The following is a 19,163-nucleotide window of genomic DNA, read 5'->3' as shown; positions in this document are numbered from 1 at the left end:
GAACGTCCGGCGCCCGGGCACTCGGAAGGGACACCGGCCGACCCGCGGGATCGTGTCGTCCTGACCACTCTATGCGCCGAGCACCAGGTACGGGAGATCCACAGTCGACGGCCTGGACCGGCCGACCGCCGGTGCCGGAGCCGACCGCCCGGCCCGCGGGGGCGCGCCGGGCGGACCACGGCTCAGGCGGCCGACTCCAGCAGCAGCGAGATGCCCTGCCCGACGCCGATGCACATGGTGGCGAGGGCCCGCCGGCCGCCCCGGCGGCGCAGCTCCAGCGCGGCGGTGAGCGCCAGCCGGGCACCGCTGGCACCCAGCGGGTGGCCCAGGGCGATGGCGCCGCCGTTCGGGTTGACGTGCTCGGCGTCCTCGGGCAGCCCCAGCTCGCGCAGCACCGCCACGGACTGGGCGGCGAACGCCTCGTTCAGCTCGATCACGTCGAGGTCGGCCAGGCCGAGGCCGTGCCGGTCCAGCAGCTTGCGGGTGGCCGGCACCGGGCCGACGCCCATGATCCGAGGTGGTACGCCGGCCGCCGCCGCGCCGCTCACCCGGGCCAGCGGGGTGAGGCCGTACCGGAAGACGGCGGCCTCGGAGGCGACCAGCAGGGCCACCGCGCCGTCGTTGACGCCGGACGAGTTGCCGGCGGTCACCGTGCCGCGCTCGCGGAACGGGGTGGGCAGCGCGGCGAGCTTCTCCAGCGAGGTCTCCCGGGGGTGCTCGTCGACCTCGACCAGCTTCGTCTCGCGCCGGCCGGCCGGCACCGTCACCGGCACGATCTCCTCGGCCAGCCGGCCGTCGGCCTGCGCCTTGGCGGCCCGCTGCTGGGAGCGGAACGCGAACTCGTCCTGCGCCGCCCGGTCGACGCCGTACTCGGCGGCGACGTTCTCCGCCGTCTCCGGCATCGAGTCGATGCCCCAGCCCCGCTCCATCAGCGGGTTGACCAGCCGCCAGCCGATGGTGGTGTCGTACACCTCGGCGGTGCGGGAGAACGGGGTGGTCGCCTTCGGCATGACGAACGGCGCCCGGCTCATGCTCTCCACCCCGCCGGCGACCACCAGGTCGGCCTCCCCCGCGACGATCGCGCGGGCCGCGGTGGCGAGGGCGTCCAGGCCGGAGCCGCAGAGCCGGTTGACCGTGCTGCCCGGAACCTCCTCGGGCAGCCCGCCGAGCAGCGCCGCCATCCGGGCCACGTTGCGGTTGTCCTCGCCGGCCTGGTTGGCGCAGCCGAGGAGCACGTCGTCGGTGCGGGCCCAGTCCACGGCCGGGTGCCGGGCGACCAGTTCGCGGATCACGTGCGCGGCCAGGTCGTCGGGGCGTACCCCGGCGAGGGCGCCGGCGTACCGGCCGATCGGGGTGCGGACTCCGGCCACGAGGTATGCCACGGTCATCGTGCTGCGTCCTTCGGGGGTGGAAGGGGCTGGCGGGGGCGCCCGCCGGGTACCGGGGACGTCCGGCGCCAGGATATCCGCGCCCGTAACGGATAGGTTGACGGCATGGCCCGGGCCCAGTTCAGCGCAGAGAGCACCCGCAGCGGTGAGTTCGTCCGCCAGCCCAACCGGTTCACCGGTCGGGTCACCCCGCACTCCACCTCCCCGGAGGGCGGCGGCCCCGACGACCAGGACCGCTGGCCCCTGGAGGCCGGCCGGTACCGGCTCATCTGGTGCCGGGCCTGCCCGTGGGCGCACCGGGCCCGGATCGTGCGCAACCTGCTCGGGCTGGAGGACGTGATCTCGCTGGGCACGGTCGACCCCATCCGGGACGAGCGGGGCTGGCGGTTCGCGCTCGACCCGGACGGCTTCGACCCGGTGCTGGGGATCAGCTTCCTCTCCGACGCGTACCTGGCCACCGACCCGGACTACACCGGCCGGGTGACCGTGCCGGCGCTGATCGACACGCTGACCGGCCGGGTGGTGACCAACGACTACCCGCAGCTCACCCTGGACTTGTCCACCGAGTGGCGGCGGTTCCACAAGCCGGGCGCGCCGGACCTCTACCCGGTCGAGCTGCGCCCGGAGCTGGACGCCCTGATGGCGAAGATCCACCGGGACGTCAACAACGGCGTCTACCGGTGCGGCTTCGCCACCTCGCAGGAGGCGTACGACGAGGCGTACATGGCGCTCTTCGCCCGCCTCGACGCGCTGTCGGAGCGGCTGTCCGGGCGCCGCTACCTGATGGGCGACCAGATCACCGAGGCGGACGTGCGGCTGTTCACCACGCTGGTCCGCTTCGACGTGGCGTACCACGGGCACTTCAAGTGCAACCGGCAGAAGCTGACCGAGATGCCGGTACTCTGGGCGTACGCCCGGGACCTGTTCCAGACCCCGGGCTTCGGCGAGACGGTGGACTTCGACCACATCAAGCGGCACTACTACGCCACCCACGACATGATCAACCCGACCCGGATCGTGCCGCTCGGTCCGGACCTGCACGGCTGGACCACGCCGCACGGGCGTGGCTGATCCCGGCGTCGCCCGGGCCGCCGCCGCGTCGGCCGCCGCCGGCTGCGTCGTGGCCGGCACGGTCGCCGTGACGGTCGCCGTGGTCGCCGGGCCCGGGCCGGGCCTGACCGGGTACGTCAGCGAGGCCGGCGTCACCGACAGCGGGTACGCCGGGGCGTACCGGATCGGGATCTTCGCCCTGGCGGCGGCGCTGCTGCTGCTCGCGGTGGCGCTGCCGCCGGCGCTGCGGACGGCGGCGGTGCTGCTCGCCGCCGGCGGGACCTGCACGGTGCTCTCCGGCGCGGTGACCTGCAGCGCCGGCTGCCCGCTGCCGCCGTTCGAGGCCGCCACCGTGGCGGACCTGGTGCACGGCGGGGCCAGCGTGGCGGCCACGGCCGCGGTGATCTTCGCGATGCTGGCGCTGGTGCCCGCCCCGGCGGCGGGCCGGCCGCTGCGCCGGATCGCCGGAGCCGGCGCGGCGCTGGCCCTGCCGCTCTCGGGGGCGATCGCGCTGGCCATGCTGGCGGTGGGCCGCGGCGAACTGGTGGGGGTGCTGGAGCGACTGCTGCTGGCGGTGGCCGCCGCCTGGGGCCTGGCCACGGCCACCGCCCTGGGGCTGTCCCGCCGACCGTGACGAACGGGTGAACTCTGCCTGTAAGGAGCATCACGGCGGTCGATCCTTCCGCCTGTGGACCGGCTGGGAGTAGCATCCGCAGGCGATGACCAACGTCTGGCACCTCACCGAGCGCCTGTACGTCGACCTTCGACGGCAGGCCAGCGGCGTCTGTCCGGCGCAGCCTCGTTCCTGACGCTGCCCTGACCGCCCCTCTTCAGACTTGGACGCATCCTCATGGCTTCCGCCCTGCGCAAAGTCCCCTTTTCCCTGCAGATCCTGCTCGGCCTCGTGCTCGGCGTGGTGCTCGGCTTCGTCGCCCGCGCCAACGACGTCAGCTGGCTGACCAGCACCCTCGACACGGTCGGCCACCTCTTCGTCCAGCTCCTCAAGCTGGCCGTGCCGCCGCTGGTCTTCACCGCCATCGTGGTCAGCGTGGTCAGCCTGCGCGGCGTGGCCAACGCGGCCCGGCTGGCGCTGAAGACGCTGCTCTGGTTCGGCATCACCGCGCTGATCGCGGTGAGCCTCGGCATCGGCATCGGCCTGCTCACCGACCCGGGCAAGGGCGTCACGCTCGACCTGGCCGGCGCCGCCGCGCCGAAGCGGACCGGCTCGTGGACCGACTTCCTTACCGGCATCGTCCCGACCAACCCGATCGGCGCCTTCGTGGAGGGCAACGTCCTCCAGATCGTCTTCCTCGCCCTGGTGGTGGGCGCCGCCGCGATGCTGATCGGCGAGGCCGCCGAGCCGTTCGTGGCGCTCAACCGGTCGCTGCTGGCCATCGTGCAGAAGGCGCTGTGGTGGGTCATCCGGCTCGCCCCGCTCGGCACGCTCGGCCTGATCGGCAACGCGGTCGCCTCGTACGGCTGGGACCTGCTGGCCCCGCTCGCCAAGTTCACCACCGCCGTCTACGTCGGCTGCGCGATCGTGCTCTTCGTGGTCTACCCGCTGCTGCTGGTGGGCGCGGGCCGGCTCAACCCGCTGCGCTTCTTCGCCGGCGCCTGGCCCGCCATCGAGCTGGCCTTCGTCTCCCGCTCCTCGGTGGGCACCATGCCGGTGACCCAGCGCTCGGTCGAGCGGCTCGGCGTCCCCCGCGAGTACGCCTCCTTCGCGGTGCCGTTCGGCGCCACCACGAAGATGGACGGCTGCGCCGCCATCTACCCGGCCCTGGCCGCGATCTTCGTGGCGCAGGTCTTCGGGGTGCACCTGGGCGTCACCGACTACCTGCTGATCGCCTTCGTCTCGGTGGTCGGTTCGGCCGCCACGGCCGGCCTGACCGGCGCGATCGTCATGCTCACCCTGACCCTGAGCACGCTGGGCCTGCCGCTCGCCGGTGCCGGCCTGCTGCTGGCGATCGACCCGATCCTCGACATGATCCGCACCGCCACCAACGTGGCCGGGCAGGCGCTCGTGCCGACCATCGTGGCCGCCCGCGAGGGCACCCTCGACCGGGCGGCGTACGACTCGGCCGGCAAGCGCGACCTGGTGGACGTGGACGAGGCCGACCGTCCCGCGGAGCGGCTCGTCCCCGTCCCCGCCTGACACCGCTGACGCAGAGGGGCCCCACCCGGGGCCCCTCTGCATGTCGTTGGAGGATCCCGACATGAGTGCCCTGTTCACCCCGCTCGCCCTGCGCGGCGTCACCCTGCCCAACCGGGTCGCCATGGCGCCGATGTGCCAGTACAGCGCCGGCCCGGATGGCCTGCCCACCGACTGGCACCGGATCCACCTCGGCTCCCGCGCCGTCGGCGGGGTCGGGCTGATCATCACCGAGGCCACCGCCGTGGTGCCCGAGGGGCGGATCAGCCCCCAGGACACCGGGCTGTGGTCCGGCGCGCACGTCGACGCGTGGCGGCCGATCACCGCGTTCCTCACCGGGCAGGGGGCGGTGCCGGCCGTGCAGCTGGCGCACGCCGGGTTCAAGGCGTCGACGTACCGGCCGTGGGCCGCGCACCGGGGTGGCGTGCCGGACGCCGAGGGCGGCTGGACGCCGGTCGGCCCCGGCAGCGAGCCGTTCCTGCCCGATCACCGGCGGCCGGCCGCGCTCGACGAGGCCGGGATCGCCCGGGTGGTCGAGGCGTTCGCCGTCGCCGCCGGGCGGGCGCTGGACGCCGGCTTCCACGCCGTGGAGATCCACGCCGCGCACGGCTACCTGCTGCACGAGTTCCTCTCCCCGCTGACCAACCGGCGGGACGACGCGTACGGCGGCGACCGGGCCGGCCGGATGCGGCTCACCCTGGAGGTGGCCCGGGCGGTCCGCGCCACCGTCGGTGCGGCGGTGCCGGTGCTCACCCGGATCTCCGCCACCGACTGGGTGGACGGCGGCTGGACCGTCGAGGACAGCGTGGTGCTCGCCGGCGAGCTGGCCGCCGCCGGGGTGGACCTGGTGGACGCCTCGTCCGGGGGCGCCTCGGCCGGGGCGAGCATCCCGGTCGGCCCCGGCTACCAGGTGCCGCTGGCCGCCCGGATCCGCCGCGACGCGGGCGTGCCCACCGGCGCGGTCGGCCTGATCGTCGAGCCGGAGCAGGCTGAGCAGATCGTCGCCGGCGGCGAGGCCGATCTGGTGATGCTCGGCCGGGAGCTGCTGCGCGACCCGTACTGGCCCCGCCGCGCCGCCGCCAAGCTCGGCGCCACCCCCGACTGGCCGAACCAGTACACCCGCGCCTTCTGACCCACCCCGCCAGCCCCCGGCCACGCCGGTCGGGTCCAGGTCGATCATGAGGCTGGCGGGGCGATTCACCCCTTTCGTCCCCGCTCACCTCATGATCACCGGAAACGGCGAACCGGGCGGTGGTCAGCCCGCCAGGTGGCCCCAGTCGGTTTCCAGGTCGCGCCACGGCCCCTGCGCCACCACCGCCCCGTCGACCAGCACCACGACGTGGTCCGCCCGGACCAACGCGGCCCGTTTGGCGGTCGACCCGACCACGGTCACGCCGTGCTCCCGCAGTGCCGCCCAGAGCGCCAGCTCGGTGGTGACGTCCAGCGCGGACGACACGTCGTCGGCGACCAGCAGCTCGGTACGCGGCGCCAGCGCCCGGGCCAGCGCCAGCCGCTGGAGCTGCCCACCGGAGAGCCGGGTGCCCTTGTGCCCGATGAGCAGCCCGAGCCCACCGCCGGCGGCGGCCAGGTCGTGGTCGAGCTGGGCGGTCGACACCGCCTCGGCGGCGTCCACCTCGTGCCCGAGCGCGATGTTGTCGGCCACGGTGCCGGAGAGCACCCGGGGCAGCTGACCGACGTAGCCGACCTGGTTGGGGCGGAGGAACAGTTCCGGCTCGGTCACCGGCTCGCCGTTCCAGCGCAGCGCGCCGGTGTGGTGCACGATCCCGGCGAGGGCCCGCAGCAGCGACGACTTGCCGGATCCGACCGGCCCGACCACCAGCACCAACTGCCCCCGGTCGACGGTGAGGTCGACGTCGCGGACGGCGAGGGTGCCGTCGGTGTGCAGCGCGCCGAACCCGGCCAGCTCCAGCCGGCGCAGCGGCCGCCGGGCCGCAGGCACCGGGGCCGGGGCGGTGCCGGCCGCGATGTCCACGCCCGGCACCGTCGCCGAGTACGCGGCCACCCCGGCCATCGCCACGGTCCGTCGGGTCCACACCCGGGCCGACGGGTAGTGGGACACCAGCGAGGCGGTGGTCCACGCGAACCAGCGGGCCGCGCCGAGGGTGGAGACGGCCACCAGCACACCGCCGGCGGAGAGGCCGCCGGTCAGGTAGAGCGCCCACGCCCCGATCGGCAGCAGCCCACTGGCCATCGACGGAGTGGACCGCGCCCACACCTGCATGGCGATCTCCCGGCGCTGCCGGTCGCTGCGGACGACATCCAGCCGGGCGAGGTGGTCCAGCACCGGGCGGGTGGCACCGGCCAGCTTCACCGTACGGGCCGCCGACAGCGAGGAGACCAGGGCGGTCGCGAACGCCGCCCGCGCCTTCACCGTGCCCCGGGCGGTGCGTTCCAGCCGGGGGCCGAAAAGCGTCGCGGCCAGGCCGGAGACCACCATCGTGCCCACGAAGAACAGCCCGGGCACCACGCTGCCGGTCACCGCGACCATGCTCACCAGCAGCGCCAGGGCGATGAACTGGTCCATCAGGTTGTCGGCGAGCTGCACCACCCGGTCGGTGTCGCCGCCCTGGGCCACCACCTCCGCCGGGGTGTGCCCGCTGACCCGGCGCGGTCCGGTCTGCCCGTGCACCAGGCGCGCGCTGATACGCAGCATCTGCCGGACCCACCACTGCGGAAACCGCAGGTTGGTGAGGAACGGCAGGGGCAGGATCAGCAGCAGCGCGGCGGCGATGCCGAGCGCCGGCAGCCACGGGTCGCCGCCGTCGACGACGTCCGCCCACAGCCAGGGCAGGATCGAGCCGTCGAGGCCGAGCAGCAGCATGACGACGAACATGGCGACCGAGGCCAGGCCGTAGCGGGGATCGTTCAGGCCCAACCTGAGGATCTCGCGCATGGTGCGCGCGGGCGGTGCGGGTGGTACCGGCGGCGGGTCGGTCTTCGGTACGGCCACCGGTCGCTCGGCCGGTGCCGGCGCGAGAGTCGCCACCGGTCGCTCGGCCGGTGCCGGCGTGACCGTCGCCACCGGCTCGTCGTCCCACTCGCCGGCCGGCGCGGGCAGCAGGTCCACCCCACCGCGTCCCGCGGTCGCGGCGGCGTACGCGCCGGCATGGCTGTGTGCCAGCAGTTCGGCGAAGCGTTCCGACTCGCGCAGCGGGCCGGCCTCCAGCACCGCACCGTCACCCATCACCACGACCTCGTCGCAGCGGCGCACTGAGGAGAGCCGGTGCGCGATGATGATGCCGATCCGGCCGGCGAGCAGCCGCTCGGTGGCCTGGCGCACCCGGTTCTCGGTGACCGGGTCGAGCCGGGCGGTGGCCTCATCGAGGATCACCACCTGCGGATCCCGGACCAGGATCCGGGCGAACGCCACGAGCTGCTCCTGCCCGGCGGAGAGCGCCTGCCCGCCCTCCCCGAGCCTGGTGTGCACCCCGTCGGGCAGCTCGGCGACCCAGCCGCCCAGCCCCAGCTCATCCAGCGCCCGGGGCGCTTCGTCGAGCAGGTCGGGGTCGAAGAGGGCGACGTTCTCGGCGAGCGTGCCGGCCAGGATCTCGGTGCGCTGCGGCACCACGGCGATCCACTGCCGCAGCCGCTCCACGTCGAGGTCCATCAGGTCGGTGTCGCCGAGGAAGACGGTGCCGCGAGGCACCTCCACCGCCCGGGTGAGCACCTTGGCAAGGGTCGACTTGCCCGACCCGGTCCGCCCCACCAGGGCGTAGGACCGGCCACGGGCGAAGGTGAGTCGCACGTCGCGCAGCGCCGGGCCACGCTCGGCCTCCGAGGTGGCGGGGTAGCGGAAGGTGAGCCCCCGCACGGTGAGGTCGCCCCCAGCCGGGGCGACGCCGCCGACGGGTTCCTGACGGGCGTCGGAGAGCAGCTGCACGCGGGCCCACGCGCCGAGCGCGTACTGCAGGTGCGGCACCCAGCGGGCGATGTGCTCGACGGTGGCCCCGAAGGCGAGGGCGAGCAACCAGATCGCGGTGAGCCGGGTGCCGTCCACCCGGCCGGTGGTGAGCGCCCACGCCCCGGCGAGGACGACGGCGGCGATGCCGGCGCGGATCCCCCCGCCGGCGACGGTGGTGACCTTCGCGGACATGAGGAACACCCGCTTGCCGCGGGCCAGCACCTCGGCGGCGCGCCGGGCGTACAGCCGCAGCACGTACGGCTGGGCGAGGCTGGTCCGTACGTCGTCCTGGCCGTGGACGGCCTCCTCCATCACCGCGGCGAGATCGGACCAGGCCTCCTCCTCGGCCATCCGGGCCGGGCCGATGCGGGCGGTCGGCCGGCGCAGCAGCACGCCGAGCAGCGCGGTCAGCACCACCATGCCGACCCCGGCGGGCCACCAGACGAAGAGCGCGCTCACCGTGGCCAGCAGGCAGACCGCCAGCCCCTGGGCGAGCCGTACGCCGGTGTTCCGCAGCTCGGAGGCGACCTGGTAGACGTCGTTGTCGATGCGGTCGAGCAGCTCGCCGACCGGGGTGGTCTCCAGGGTGGGCAGGTCCTGCCCGAGGGCCACCCGGCAGAGCCGGCGGCGTACGTCGGCCGACCAGTCCGCGGTGACCCGGGCCATCACCAGCCCGATCACCAGGTCGCTGACGACGGCGGCGACCAGCGCGACGGCCAGCAGGACGAACCAGCCGGACGACCGTTGTACGAGGACCGGGCCGGCCAGCGCGGAGGCGGCCGCCTGACCGCCGGCGCCGAGGACGGTCAGGAACCCCACGAGGGCCATGCGGCGGGGTGCGGTGGCCCAGAGATCTCGGAGCAGGCGCATGGACAGTCCTCCGGACTCGGGTCGGTGGGGGCGGTGATCCCAGCCTTCCGGTCCGGCCGCGACGGCTCAAACCATTTACGCGCGGTTCACGTCTGGGCGACCCGGCGGACGATACCGAGCAGCGCCTCCTGCACGTCCTCGATCGGCCGGTCCGGCTGGAAGACCAGCCAGTCCACGGCCACCACCAGACCCACGCCGAACAGCGCCGAGCTGGCCGTACGCACGTCCAGGTCGGCGGGGAGGTCACCGCTGGCCACGCCGGCCCGTACGGTCTCCGCGATCACCTCGATGGCCTCGCCGCGCAGCAGCCGCAGGGTCTGCTGCCACTCGCGGTTGGTACGCCACATCTCGGAGAGCAGGAGCTGGGCGAAGGCCCGGTAGCGGCGGATGTACTCCAGCTCGGCGCGGACCAGCGCGGCGAGCGCCTCGCGGGGCGGCAGCCCGGCGACCGCGGCGCGGAAGTCGGCGGTGAGCAGGCCGATGCCGTGTCGCAGCAACTCCTCGAAGAGGACGGTCTTGGACTCGAAGTTGTAGTAGACGGTCCCCTTCGCCACCCCGGCCCGGGCCGCGATGTCGTCCACGGTGGTGGCGGAGAAGCCCTGCTCGGCGATGAGCTCCACCGCCGCCACGTAGAGACGCTGGCGGGTGTCCTCCCGTCGGCGCGACCGTCCGTCCGTCACTCGCCCTCCCCGTCGACCGGTCCGGTGCGGGCCGCCGGAGCGACCCGCGCCGAGGCCGGGCACCACCGCCGTACGGCCCATGAGCATCCTCACATGGCCAGTTCGGGGTGCAGCTTGGCCGGGGTGAGCCGGCGGGACCGGCGCGCCGCGCCGACGGTGAGCGCCAGCGCGCCCGCCCCGAAGGCGACCAGCACCAGCGCCCCGGTGACCACCGGCCCGGCCGGGCCGCCGTTGATGGTGTGCCGCAGCCCGGCCACCACGTACGTCATCGGCAGCCAGGGGTGGATCGCCTGGAAGAAGCCGGGCGAGGTCTGCACGGGGTAGGTGCCGCCGGAGGAGGTGAGCTGCAGCATCAGCAGGGCCAGCGCGGCGAGCCGGCCGGCCGGGCCGAGCGCCACGCCGAGCAGCTGCATGATCGCGGTGAACGCCAGCGAGGCCAGCGCGAGCAGGCCCAGCGTCGCCATCCGGTGCTGCGGGTCGAGGCCGAGCACCAGGGTGACCACGGTGAACAGCACGGCGGACTGGGCCAGACCGACCGCCGCGGCGGGCAGCCAGCCGGCGAGGGCGACCCGCCAGCCGGGTGCCCCGGACATCACGTGCCGCCGGTTGACCGGCCGCAGCAGCATGTACGTGATCATCGCGCCGACCCAGAGCGCCAGGGCCAGGAAGTACGGCGCGAAGCCCACCCCGTACGAGCCGGCCGGGTGGTGCGCGGTGCGGAGCAGGCCGACCGGGTCGCCGAGGATGTCGGCGCGGCTGTCCGCGTCGTGGTACCCGGGCAGCTTCCGCTCACCGGCCGCGAGCCCGTCGGCGAGGTCGCCGGCGCCGCTCTCCAGCTTGGTCAGCCCGTCGGCGAGCCGGTTGCTGCCGCTGCTGAGCTGGGCCAGGCCGCCGTCGAGCTGCCGGGCGCCGGTGGCGAGCCGGTAGAGCCCGCCGCGGAGCTGGTCGGCGCCGTCCGTGGCGCTGCCCAGCCCGTCGCGGAGCTTGGCGCTGCCCTGGGCGAGGGTGTTGAGCCCGCTGGCGAGCTGGTCGACCTGGGCGCGAGCCGCGGCGACGTCGTCGGCCAGGTGCGGCGCCGCGGCGGCGACCGCCCGAGCGGTCTGCTCGACCTCGGTCATCTGCTGCTTGAGCGCCGTGAGGTCGGTCCGGTCGAGGGCGGACGTCATGGCGCGGGCCCCGGTGACGGCGTTGTCGGCGGCCCGCCGCGCGGCGACGAGGTCGGGGTCGTCGGCCAGCTCGGGGTGCGTCCTGACCACGGCGTCGAGGCGGTCGCGGACCTGCTCGGCCTGGCTCACCACCTCGTCGGCCCGGGCCGGGAGCGCGTCGAGGCCGTCGGCGAGCGCCTGCGCGCCCTCGGCGACCAGGCTGGCGGCCCGCTGGATGTCGGCGGCGTTCCGGCGCAGCAGCGGCTCGTACCGGTCGGCGGCGGCGTCCACCTTGGCCGCAGCGGCGCGGGTCTCGGTGGCCGCCCGGTTGGTGCCGTCGGCGATCTGTGCCGCGCCGGTGTAGAGCTGGTCGAGGCCGCTGGCGAGCTGCTCCGCTCCCCGCACGGACTGGTTGAGGCCACCCGCGAGCTGCCCGGCGCCGTCCTCGGCGGTGCCCAGCCCGTCGGCGAGCTGTCCGGCCCCCTGCTGCGAGGCGCCGAGCCCGTCGTGGAGCTTGCCGGCCCCGTCGGCGGCCCGACCGGTCTCGGCCTTGGCGTCGGTGAAGCCGATCAGCATCCGGTCGAAGTACGACGCCGCGGTGCTCTCCGCGGCGGCGGCCCGGATCTCGCTGAACGCGGAGCGGGCGAGCAGCCCGGACAGGTAGTTGGTGGCGTCGTCGTTGACCACCTTCAGCTCGCCCCGGCGGGCCGGCTGGTCCGGTTCCGGACCGGCGACGAGGGTGGCCGAGAAGTCGGCGGGGATGGCGAAGACCAGGTGGTACCGCCCGTCGCGCAGCCCCTCGGTCGCGTCGGCCTGGTCGGTCACCGTCCAGCCGAAGACCTTCCGGTCCAGCAGCTCGTCGGTGAGGTCCCGCCCGGCGTGCACCTCGCTGCCGTCGCCGGCCTTCGCCGGCCGGTCGGCGTTGACCAGGGCGATCGGGATCCGGTCGAGGTTCCCGTACGGGTCCCAGAAGGCGTAGAGGTAGAGGGCGCCGTAGAGCAGCGGGATGACGGTGAGGGCGGCGAGCGCGGCGCGCCGCAGCCGGCCCCGGGTCATCCGGCGCAACTCGAAGAGCGCGAGTCGACCGACACTCATGCCTTCACCTCGGCGGTCTGGTCCCCGTCGGCCGCGACGCGCGGCGCGACCAGGGCGGGGGTGGGGAGGGACGGGTCGCCGATCCGGTGCACGATCGCGGTAGCGCCCGGCTCGACGGCCCGAGCGCTGGCGATCACCGCGTACCCCTGGTCGGCGAGGCGGGCCAGGGCGGCCCAGATCCACTCCCGCTCGGGGGCGTCGGAGCCGGCGTCCACGTCGTCGGCGACGATCAGGCTCGGGCCGCTGAGGCTGGCCAGCACCAGCCCGAGCACCTGACGCTCGACGGGGGTGAGGTCCCGGCCGTACCGGTCGGGGTCGAGCGGAGCGTCGGTGAAGCCGGCGCCGGCGATCGCGGCGGCGAAGGCGTCCCGGCGGTACGCCCGGCGGGCCCGCACGGCGGCAACCGGGACGAGTTGCCGGCGGCGGCGCGGCACCGGCCCGAGCAGCAGCAGCCGCTCCTGGATGTGCTCGGCCACGGTCAGCGTCGGGTCGGCTTCGTGCACGCCGATGACCTGCCCGAGCGCCGCTGGCCCCCGGCGGCGCAGTTCCCCGTCGGTGCGCGGGAAGCGCCCGGCCAGGGTGAGCAGCAGGGAGGTACGCCCGCTGCCCGGCGGCCCGGTCACCGCGTGCAGCTCGCCCGCCTCGGCGGTGAGGTCCACGTCCCGGTACACCCAGCCGCCGCGGCGGGTCCGCAGCCCGAGCCCGCCGGCCTCGACGATCTTCATCGTCCCGTCCTGAAATCTAAACTGACTGGTCAGTGCAAAAACATGCCCAGCATAACGCCGGCTGTCCGGTTCGGCGCAATTCGGAGCGGCGTGATCCCGGCCATGCCGCAGTCAGCAGCCGGCCGCCGTGCCGCAGGCGGGGAAAGGACCCCTCAGAAGAGGACGGTGGCGAGGGTGCCCACCGGGCGGAAGCCGCAGCGCTCGTAGACCCGCCGGGCGGGCAGGTTGAAGTCGTTGACGTAGAGGCTGACCGTCGGGGCGACCCGGATCAGCGCGTCCCGTACCACCGCCGCCATGGCCGCCGTGGCGATCCCCCGGCCCCGCCACTCCGGCGCCACCCAGACCCCCTGCACCTGGGCGGTCCGCCTGGTGACCACGGCCAACTCGGCCTTGAAGATCACCTTGCCGTCCGCGAACCGGGCATAGGCGCGGCCCGCGCGGACCAGGTCGGCCACCCGCCGCCGGTAGCCGCGCCCGCCGTCCTCGGCCAGCGGCGAGACACCGACCTCCTCGGTGTACATCGCCACGGCTGCCGGGAAGAGCCGATCGACCTCACCGCTGCGCACCCGGCGCACCTCCGGGTCGGCCGCCACCGCGGGCAGGGCGTCCGTGGCCAGCAGCGGCTGGTTCGGGCGTACGTCCCGGGCCGGCCCCCAGTACGCGGAGAGGCGATCCCAGAGCCCGAGCACCGCGTCGGCGCGCCCGACGATCGAGGAGCAGAGCCGTTCCTCGGTGCTCAACTGGTCGGCGAAGGCCGCCACCGCCGGCACCGTGGCGAGCACCGGCGTCAGGTTGCCACCCAGCCAGCAGATCGACTCCAGGTGGCGGCGGGAGCCGTAGCCCAGGATCCGCCCCTCGGCCCGCCACCAGGCCAGCCCGCGGGCCGCCACCCGCTCGGCGACCTGCGCGCCGGCATAGGGGTCGAGGTCCAGCAGCCGCTCGACCGCGCGGCGCTCCGACTCCCCCAGTTGGCGTACCGGCACCGTCAGCACGGATACCAGCCTGCCAGATGCACCCCGGCGCGCGCGGGCTGACCTGCGGACCGCGACGGTATGTCCGGACCCCGATCGCCGAGCGGCGACTCAGCCGACCGGCGCCCCGGCGAGCTGCCGCCCCGGTGACCTGCGGCGCAGCCGGCCGCTGGTTCGGCCGAGGGGCGGAAAACCGAGCGGCGGCTCAGCCAAGCGGCAGCGGTGCGGCAACCGGCTCAGCCCAGCGGGAGCGGTGCCGCGACCGGCTCAGGCCAACCCGGACCGGCGCGGCCGCCGGCCGACCCCGACCGCCGGCTCACCCGACCGGGACCGGCGCGGCCGCCGGCTCGACCGGCCGGGTCCGCCCGGCCCAGGCCACCACCGGCGGCACCAGCACGCCGAGCAGCAGGAACAGGCCGCCGAGCAGCAACCAGCCCGGTACGCCCCAGCCGACGGCCAGGGTGGTCACCACCACCGGCGCCACCATCGAGCCGAGCTGCATGCCCATCCCGTACGCGCCCTGGTACTGGCCCTGCGCGTGCGCCGGGGCGAGACCGAACGAGATGCCCCAGCCGGCCGCGGCGTGCCACAACTCGCCCACCACGTGCACCAGCGCCCCGCCGAGCAGCAGCGGCACGGCGACCGTGGTGGGTACGCCACCACTGGCCGCGAAGAGCGCGCAGGCGACCGCGATGACCGCGCCGCCGCGCCGGGCGGCCCGGCCGGCGCCGGTCAGCTCCTCGGTACCGCGCGAGGCGCGGACCTGGAAGAGCACCACGACCACGGTGTTGACCAGCAGGCATGCCGAGATGAGCCAGCGCGGGGCGCTGGTGTGCCCGGCGATCCACAGCGGCAGGGCGATGTTGATCAGGCCGAAGTGCATCGACATCAGCCCGTCGAGCACGGTGAAGGCGAGGAACGGGCGGTCCCGCAGGGCGATCAGCCGTGGCCCGTGCGCCGGCGCCGGCACCGGCGGCACGGGTGACAGTCGGAGCAGCACCGCGGCGGCCACCAGGTACGTGGCGCAGTCGAGCAGGATCAGCGACACGTACGCGGTCCGGGTGTCGGCGGCCAGGGCGACGCCGGCCAGCACCGTGCCGACCGAGATCCCGACGTTGGTGACCGCGCGCAGGTAGGCCCGGGTGCGCACCCGCTGGTCCGGGGGCACGGCGCCGGCAATCAGCGCACCCCGGGCGCCCCGGGTGGCCGAGTCGGCGACCGCCATCAGCACCCCAACCACCAGGAAGCCGGCGAAGGAGCGGACGGCCACCAGAGCGGCGGTGAACCCGGCGGAGGCGAGCAGCGCGGCGATCTGAAGGCCGCGCGGGCCGAGCCGGTCGGCCAGGTAACCCATCGGGGTGCTGGCGACCAGGCTCACCAGCGCCGTGATGGTGAGGCCGACGCCGACCTGGGCCACCGTGAGCCCGACCGAACGGGTCAGGAAGAGGGCACTGGCGGTCAGCCAGGTGCCCCGGCCGACGGTGTTGACCAGCGTGGAGAGGGCGAGCGTCCGGGCCGGACCCGGTTCGGGAAGCAGGCGCACGTCGGGCAGCTTAACAAGACGTACGTACGGTTTGGCATCTCACCATCGAAACGCCTTGTCGGCGATGCATTGCCGATATATCGTCGACGCATCAGTGATACGACGACAGAAGGAGAGCCCGATGGGTTTCCACCGACGGATGCACGCCATGCACGAGATGCGGATGCGCGGCTTCGGCTTCCCGCCCGTACCCCCCGGTCCCCCGTTCCCGCCCGGACCGCACGGCCACGGGCATGGCCGAGGTGGACGCGGCCGCGGACGGGGCCGCCGGCCCAACGTGCGCGGCGCCGTGCTGGCCCTGCTCACCGAGCGGCCGATGCACGGCTACGAGATGATCCAGGAGATCGACTCCAGGACCGGCGGCGCCTGGCGGCCCAGCCCCGGCTCGATCTACCCCACCCTGCAGCTGCTGGAGGACGAGGGTGTGATCACCGCCGCCGCCGACTCCGACGGCGGCCGGAAGCGGTTCGCCCTCACCGAGCAGGGGCGGGAGGAGGCGGCCACCGCGGCCCAGACCCCGCCCTGGGCGGAGTTCGCCGAGACGACCGTCAACAGCTGGCACGACATCCGCGACGCCGGCGCGCAGGCGATGCACGCGCTGCGCCAGGTGATGATGACCGGCACCGACGACCAGCGGGAACGCGCCGCGCAGGTGCTCGACGAGACCCGCCGCAAGCTGTACGCCATCCTCGCCGAATCCGAGTGAGCACGGCCGGCGCCGGAGTCCGGTCAGCCGCGCCGGCGCGCGGTGACCAGCAGGTACTCCCACCGCATCACCCCGGCCTCGACGTGCCGCCGTGCCAGGTCGGCGAGGGCCTGATCGAGGCCGGCGACCCGGTCGGGGTCGCCGGCGATCGCCCGGTAGACCGCGATCGTCGGTCCGTAGTGGGACTTGAAGAAGTCCCGGAACGCCTCCGGGCCGGCGAACCGGTCCACCGTGACCGCCTGACGGCGGGTGACGACGTCGGTGACCCGGTCCCCGAGCAGCGCGCGGACGTGGTCCTCGCTCCCCCACAGCGGCGGGGGCTGCGCGCCCGGCGGTGGCGGTGGGGCGTACGGCTTCATGGTGGCGAACATCTGCCCGATGAACCCCTCGGGCGTCCAGTTGACCAGGCCGATCGTGCCACCCGGGCGACAGACCCGGACCAGTTCGTCGGCGCTGGCCTGGTGCCGGGGCGCGAACATCACGCCCACGCAGGACAGGACCCGGTCGAACTCGCCGTCGGCATACGGGAGCGCCTCGGCGTCGGCCTGCTGCCAGGTCAGCTCGGCGCCACGCGCCGCGGCGAGCGCCCGCCCGATCTCCAGCAGCTCCGGCGTCAGATCACTGGCGACCACGTCGGCCCCGGCCAGGGCTGCCGGAATGGCCGCGTTGCCGGTCCCGGCGGCGACGTCCAGCACCCGGTCGCCGGGGCCGACGCCGGCCGCCTGGACCAGGGTCGCCCCCAGCTCCGGGATGACCTCCGCGGCGACGGTGGCGTAGCTGCCGAGCGCCCACATCTGGCGGTGCCCGGCCTTCACGGCCCGATCCCGCTCCATCGACTCGATCATCACTGCTCCTCTGCCTCGTCCTTCACCACGGACGGTAGGCAGCGGGCAACCGGCAACCTAGTACGAGATGTGTACCGGTCCCGACAGGTTCCTGGTCGGGCCGGCGGCACCGGCGTAGCGTGCCGGCCATGGGGGCCTCCTACCACCAGTTCTGCCCCGTCGCGAAGGCCATGGAGCTGCTCGACGAGCGGTGGACGCTGCTCGTGATCCGAGAGCTGGTGAGCGGGTCCGAGCGGTTCAACGAGCTGCGCCGCGGCCTGCCCCGGATGTCGCCCAGCCTGCTGTCCCGGCGACTGCACCAGCTCGTCCGCGCCGGCGTCGTGGAGCGGCACGTCGAGGGCCCCGACGTGCGGTACGTCCCGACCCAGGCGGGGCGGGAGCTGCGGCCGGTGCTCGAGGCGCTCGGCGCGTGGGGCGTCCGCTGGATCGGTGAGCTGGGTGACGCGGACCTGGACCCGAAGCTGCTGCTGTGGGACATGCACCGCCACGTCGACCACGGCGCCGTCCCGGACGGGCGGACCGTCGTCCAGTTCCGCTTCCACGACGTGCCGGCCGACCTGCGGGACTGGTGGCTCGTCATCACCGCCGGCGAGGCCGACGTCTGCGACGTGGACCCGGGCCACGAGGTCTCCGTGACGGTGCGCGCGAGCCTGCGTGGCCTGGTACAGGTCTGGCTCGGCGACCTGAGCTGGCCGGAGGCGCTGCGCGGCGGCGCGGTGCAGGTGGCCGGCCCGGAGGCGCTCCGCCGGGCCCTGCCCCGGTGGTTCACCCTCTCCGAGTTCGCCGCCGTGCCCAGACCGACGGTGCGGGCCTGATCCCCGGACCAGCGGAAACGACACGTGCGGCTGCCCCCGGGCGGGGGCAGCCGCACGTCGTGGCGGATCCGCGCTCAGTGCACGGTGACGGTGGCTCCGGGAACCAGGTCGCGGAGCTCCTCGGGGATCTCGGCGCCCATCTCGGCGGCGAGCCGGAGCGCCTCCTCGATCAGGGTCTCCACGATCTGCCCCTCCGGGACGGTCTTGATGACCTGGCCCTTCACGAAGATCTGACCCTTGCCGTTGCCGGAGGCGACGCCGAGGTCGGCCTCCCGGGCCTCGCCCGGACCGTTCACCACGCAGCCCATGACGGCGACACGCAGCGGCACCGGAAGCCCCTCCAGGCCGGCGGTGACCTCCTCGGCCAGCTTGTAGACGTCCACCTGGGCCCGACCGCAGGACGGGCAGGAGACGATCTCCAGGCCCCGCTCGCGCAGGCCCAGCGACTCCAGGATCGCGCTGCCGACCTTGATCTCCTCGACCGGCGGGGCGGAGAGGGAGACCCGGATGGTGTCGCCGATCCCCTCGGCCAGCAGCGCGCCGAAGGCGACCGCCGACTTGATGGTGCCCTGGAACGCCGGGCCGGCCTCGGTGACACCCAGGTGCAGCGGGTAGTCGCACTTCTCGGCGAGCTGCCGGTACGCGCGGATCATCACCACCGGGTCGTTGTGCTTGACCGAGATCTTGATGTCCCGGAAGCCGTGCTCCTCGAAGAGCGAGCACTCCCAGAGCGCCGACTCGACCAGCGCCTCGGCGGTGGCCTTGCCGTACTTGGCCAGCAGCCGCTTGTCCAGCGAGCCGGCGTTCACGCCGATCCGGATCGGCACGCCCGCGTCGCCGGCGGCCTTGGCGATCTCCTTGACCTTGTCGTCGAACTGCCGGATGTTGCCCGGGTTCACCCGGACCGCCGCGCAGCCCGCGTCGATCGCGGCGAACACGTACTTCGGCTGAAAGTGGATGTCGGCGATCACCGGGATCTGCGACTTCTTCGCGATCGCCGGCAGCGCCTCCACGTCGTCCTGCGACGGCACGGCGACCCGGACGATCTGGCAGCCGGACGCGGTGAGCTCGGCGATCTGCTGCAGCGTCGCGTTGACGTCGGCGGTCAGGGTGGTGGTCATCGACTGCACCGAGACCGGTGCGCCCCCACCGACCGGCACCGAGCCGACCATGATCTGGCGGCTGGCCCGGCGCGGGGCGAGCGGCGGCGGCGGTACGGGCGGCATACCGAGACTGACAGCGGTCACTTCAGGCAC

The 19,163-nt window shown here is 74.5% G+C and carries 15 protein-coding genes; 6 read left to right on the top strand and 9 right to left on the bottom strand.

What is annotated here, in order from left to right:
* Positions 1–182 precede the first annotated feature (182 nt).
* Positions 183–1,388 (bottom strand): 3-oxoadipyl-CoA thiolase, encoded by a 1,206-nt coding sequence (gene pcaF / locus A6A27_RS01920; protein WP_073832566.1) that lies wholly within the window; start codon positions 1,386–1,388, stop codon positions 183–185.
* Between the two features lie 105 nt (positions 1,389–1,493).
* On the opposite strand from pcaF, the gene A6A27_RS01915 reads away from it, so the two are divergent.
* The 4 genes from A6A27_RS01915 to A6A27_RS01900 all read left to right on the top strand — a co-directional run bounded on the left by A6A27_RS01915 (position 1,494) and on the right by A6A27_RS01900 (position 5,722).
* Positions 1,494–2,459 (top strand): glutathione S-transferase family protein, encoded by a 966-nt coding sequence (locus A6A27_RS01915; protein WP_073832565.1) that lies wholly within the window; start codon positions 1,494–1,496, stop codon positions 2,457–2,459.
* A complete protein-coding gene (locus tag A6A27_RS01910; RefSeq protein WP_143193818.1) occupies positions 2,452–3,072 on the top strand; it encodes a DUF998 domain-containing protein in 621 nt (206 codons plus the stop codon). The genes A6A27_RS01915 and A6A27_RS01910 overlap by 8 nt, the downstream gene beginning before the upstream one ends.
* 228 nt (positions 3,073–3,300) lie before the next feature.
* Entirely contained in the window at positions 3,301–4,593 is a 1,293-nt protein-coding gene (locus tag A6A27_RS01905; RefSeq protein WP_198940157.1) for a dicarboxylate/amino acid:cation symporter, read from the top strand.
* 61 nt (positions 4,594–4,654) lie between these two features.
* Positions 4,655–5,722, top strand: coding sequence for an NADH:flavin oxidoreductase/NADH oxidase (locus A6A27_RS01900; RefSeq protein ID WP_073832563.1), 1,068 nt, complete (start codon positions 4,655–4,657; stop codon positions 5,720–5,722).
* 123 nt (positions 5,723–5,845) lie between these two features.
* Here A6A27_RS01900 and A6A27_RS01895 read toward each other — a convergent pair whose 3' ends face one another.
* From A6A27_RS01895 to A6A27_RS01870, 6 genes are all read right to left on the bottom strand, one after another.
* Complete coding sequence (locus tag A6A27_RS01895) at positions 5,846–9,382, bottom strand: ATP-binding cassette domain-containing protein (protein ID WP_073832562.1); 3,537 nt, start codon at positions 9,380–9,382, stop codon at positions 5,846–5,848.
* Between the two features lie 86 nt (positions 9,383–9,468).
* A complete protein-coding gene (locus A6A27_RS01890) occupies positions 9,469–10,062 on the bottom strand; it encodes a TetR/AcrR family transcriptional regulator (protein ID WP_073832561.1) in 594 nt (197 codons plus the stop codon).
* 89 nt (positions 10,063–10,151) lie between these two features.
* Positions 10,152–12,302: a YhgE/Pip domain-containing protein gene (locus tag A6A27_RS01885; protein ID WP_073832560.1), complete on the bottom strand. Its 2,151-nt coding sequence runs from the start codon at positions 12,300–12,302 to the stop codon at positions 10,152–10,154.
* Complete coding sequence (locus A6A27_RS01880) at positions 12,299–13,027, bottom strand: ATP-binding cassette domain-containing protein (protein ID WP_073832559.1); 729 nt, start codon at positions 13,025–13,027, stop codon at positions 12,299–12,301. Before A6A27_RS01880 ends, A6A27_RS01885 begins: the two co-directional genes overlap by 4 nt.
* Positions 13,028–13,179: 152 nt before the next feature.
* On the bottom strand, positions 13,180–14,019 hold the full coding sequence (locus tag A6A27_RS01875; RefSeq protein ID WP_073832558.1) for a GNAT family N-acetyltransferase: 840 nt from the start codon (positions 14,017–14,019) through the stop codon (positions 13,180–13,182).
* A gap of 295 nt (positions 14,020–14,314) precedes the next feature.
* On the bottom strand, positions 14,315–15,541 hold the full coding sequence (locus A6A27_RS01870) for an MFS transporter (RefSeq protein WP_073832557.1): 1,227 nt from the start codon (positions 15,539–15,541) through the stop codon (positions 14,315–14,317).
* A 121-nt stretch (positions 15,542–15,662) separates the two neighbouring features.
* On the opposite strand from A6A27_RS01870, the gene A6A27_RS01865 reads away from it, so the two are divergent.
* Positions 15,663–16,247 carry a PadR family transcriptional regulator gene (locus A6A27_RS01865; RefSeq protein ID WP_073832556.1) on the top strand — a complete coding sequence of 195 codons (585 nt, stop codon included), beginning with the start codon at positions 15,663–15,665 and terminating at the stop codon, positions 16,245–16,247.
* Between the two features lie 23 nt (positions 16,248–16,270).
* On the opposite strand, the gene A6A27_RS01860 is transcribed toward A6A27_RS01865, so the two are convergent.
* Positions 16,271–17,092: a class I SAM-dependent methyltransferase gene (locus A6A27_RS01860; RefSeq protein ID WP_073832555.1), complete on the bottom strand. Its 822-nt coding sequence runs from the start codon at positions 17,090–17,092 to the stop codon at positions 16,271–16,273.
* A 128-nt stretch (positions 17,093–17,220) separates the two neighbouring features.
* Here A6A27_RS01860 and A6A27_RS01855 point away from each other — a divergent pair, with 128 nt between their 5' ends.
* Positions 17,221–17,907: a winged helix-turn-helix transcriptional regulator gene (locus A6A27_RS01855; RefSeq protein ID WP_073832712.1), complete on the top strand. Its 687-nt coding sequence runs from the start codon at positions 17,221–17,223 to the stop codon at positions 17,905–17,907.
* A 74-nt stretch (positions 17,908–17,981) separates the two neighbouring features.
* Here A6A27_RS01855 and ispG read toward each other — a convergent pair whose 3' ends face one another.
* Positions 17,982–19,154, bottom strand: a complete 1,173-nt coding sequence (gene ispG, locus A6A27_RS01850; protein WP_073832554.1) for a flavodoxin-dependent (E)-4-hydroxy-3-methylbut-2-enyl-diphosphate synthase — start codon at positions 19,152–19,154, stop codon at positions 17,982–17,984.
* Positions 19,155–19,163 lie beyond the last annotated feature (9 nt).

It is taken from the genome of Micromonospora sp. CB01531, from assembly GCF_001905095.1.
GTDB lineage: Bacteria > Actinomycetota > Actinomycetes > Mycobacteriales > Micromonosporaceae > Micromonospora.
This window is presented reverse-complemented; position numbering and strand designations above follow the sequence as displayed.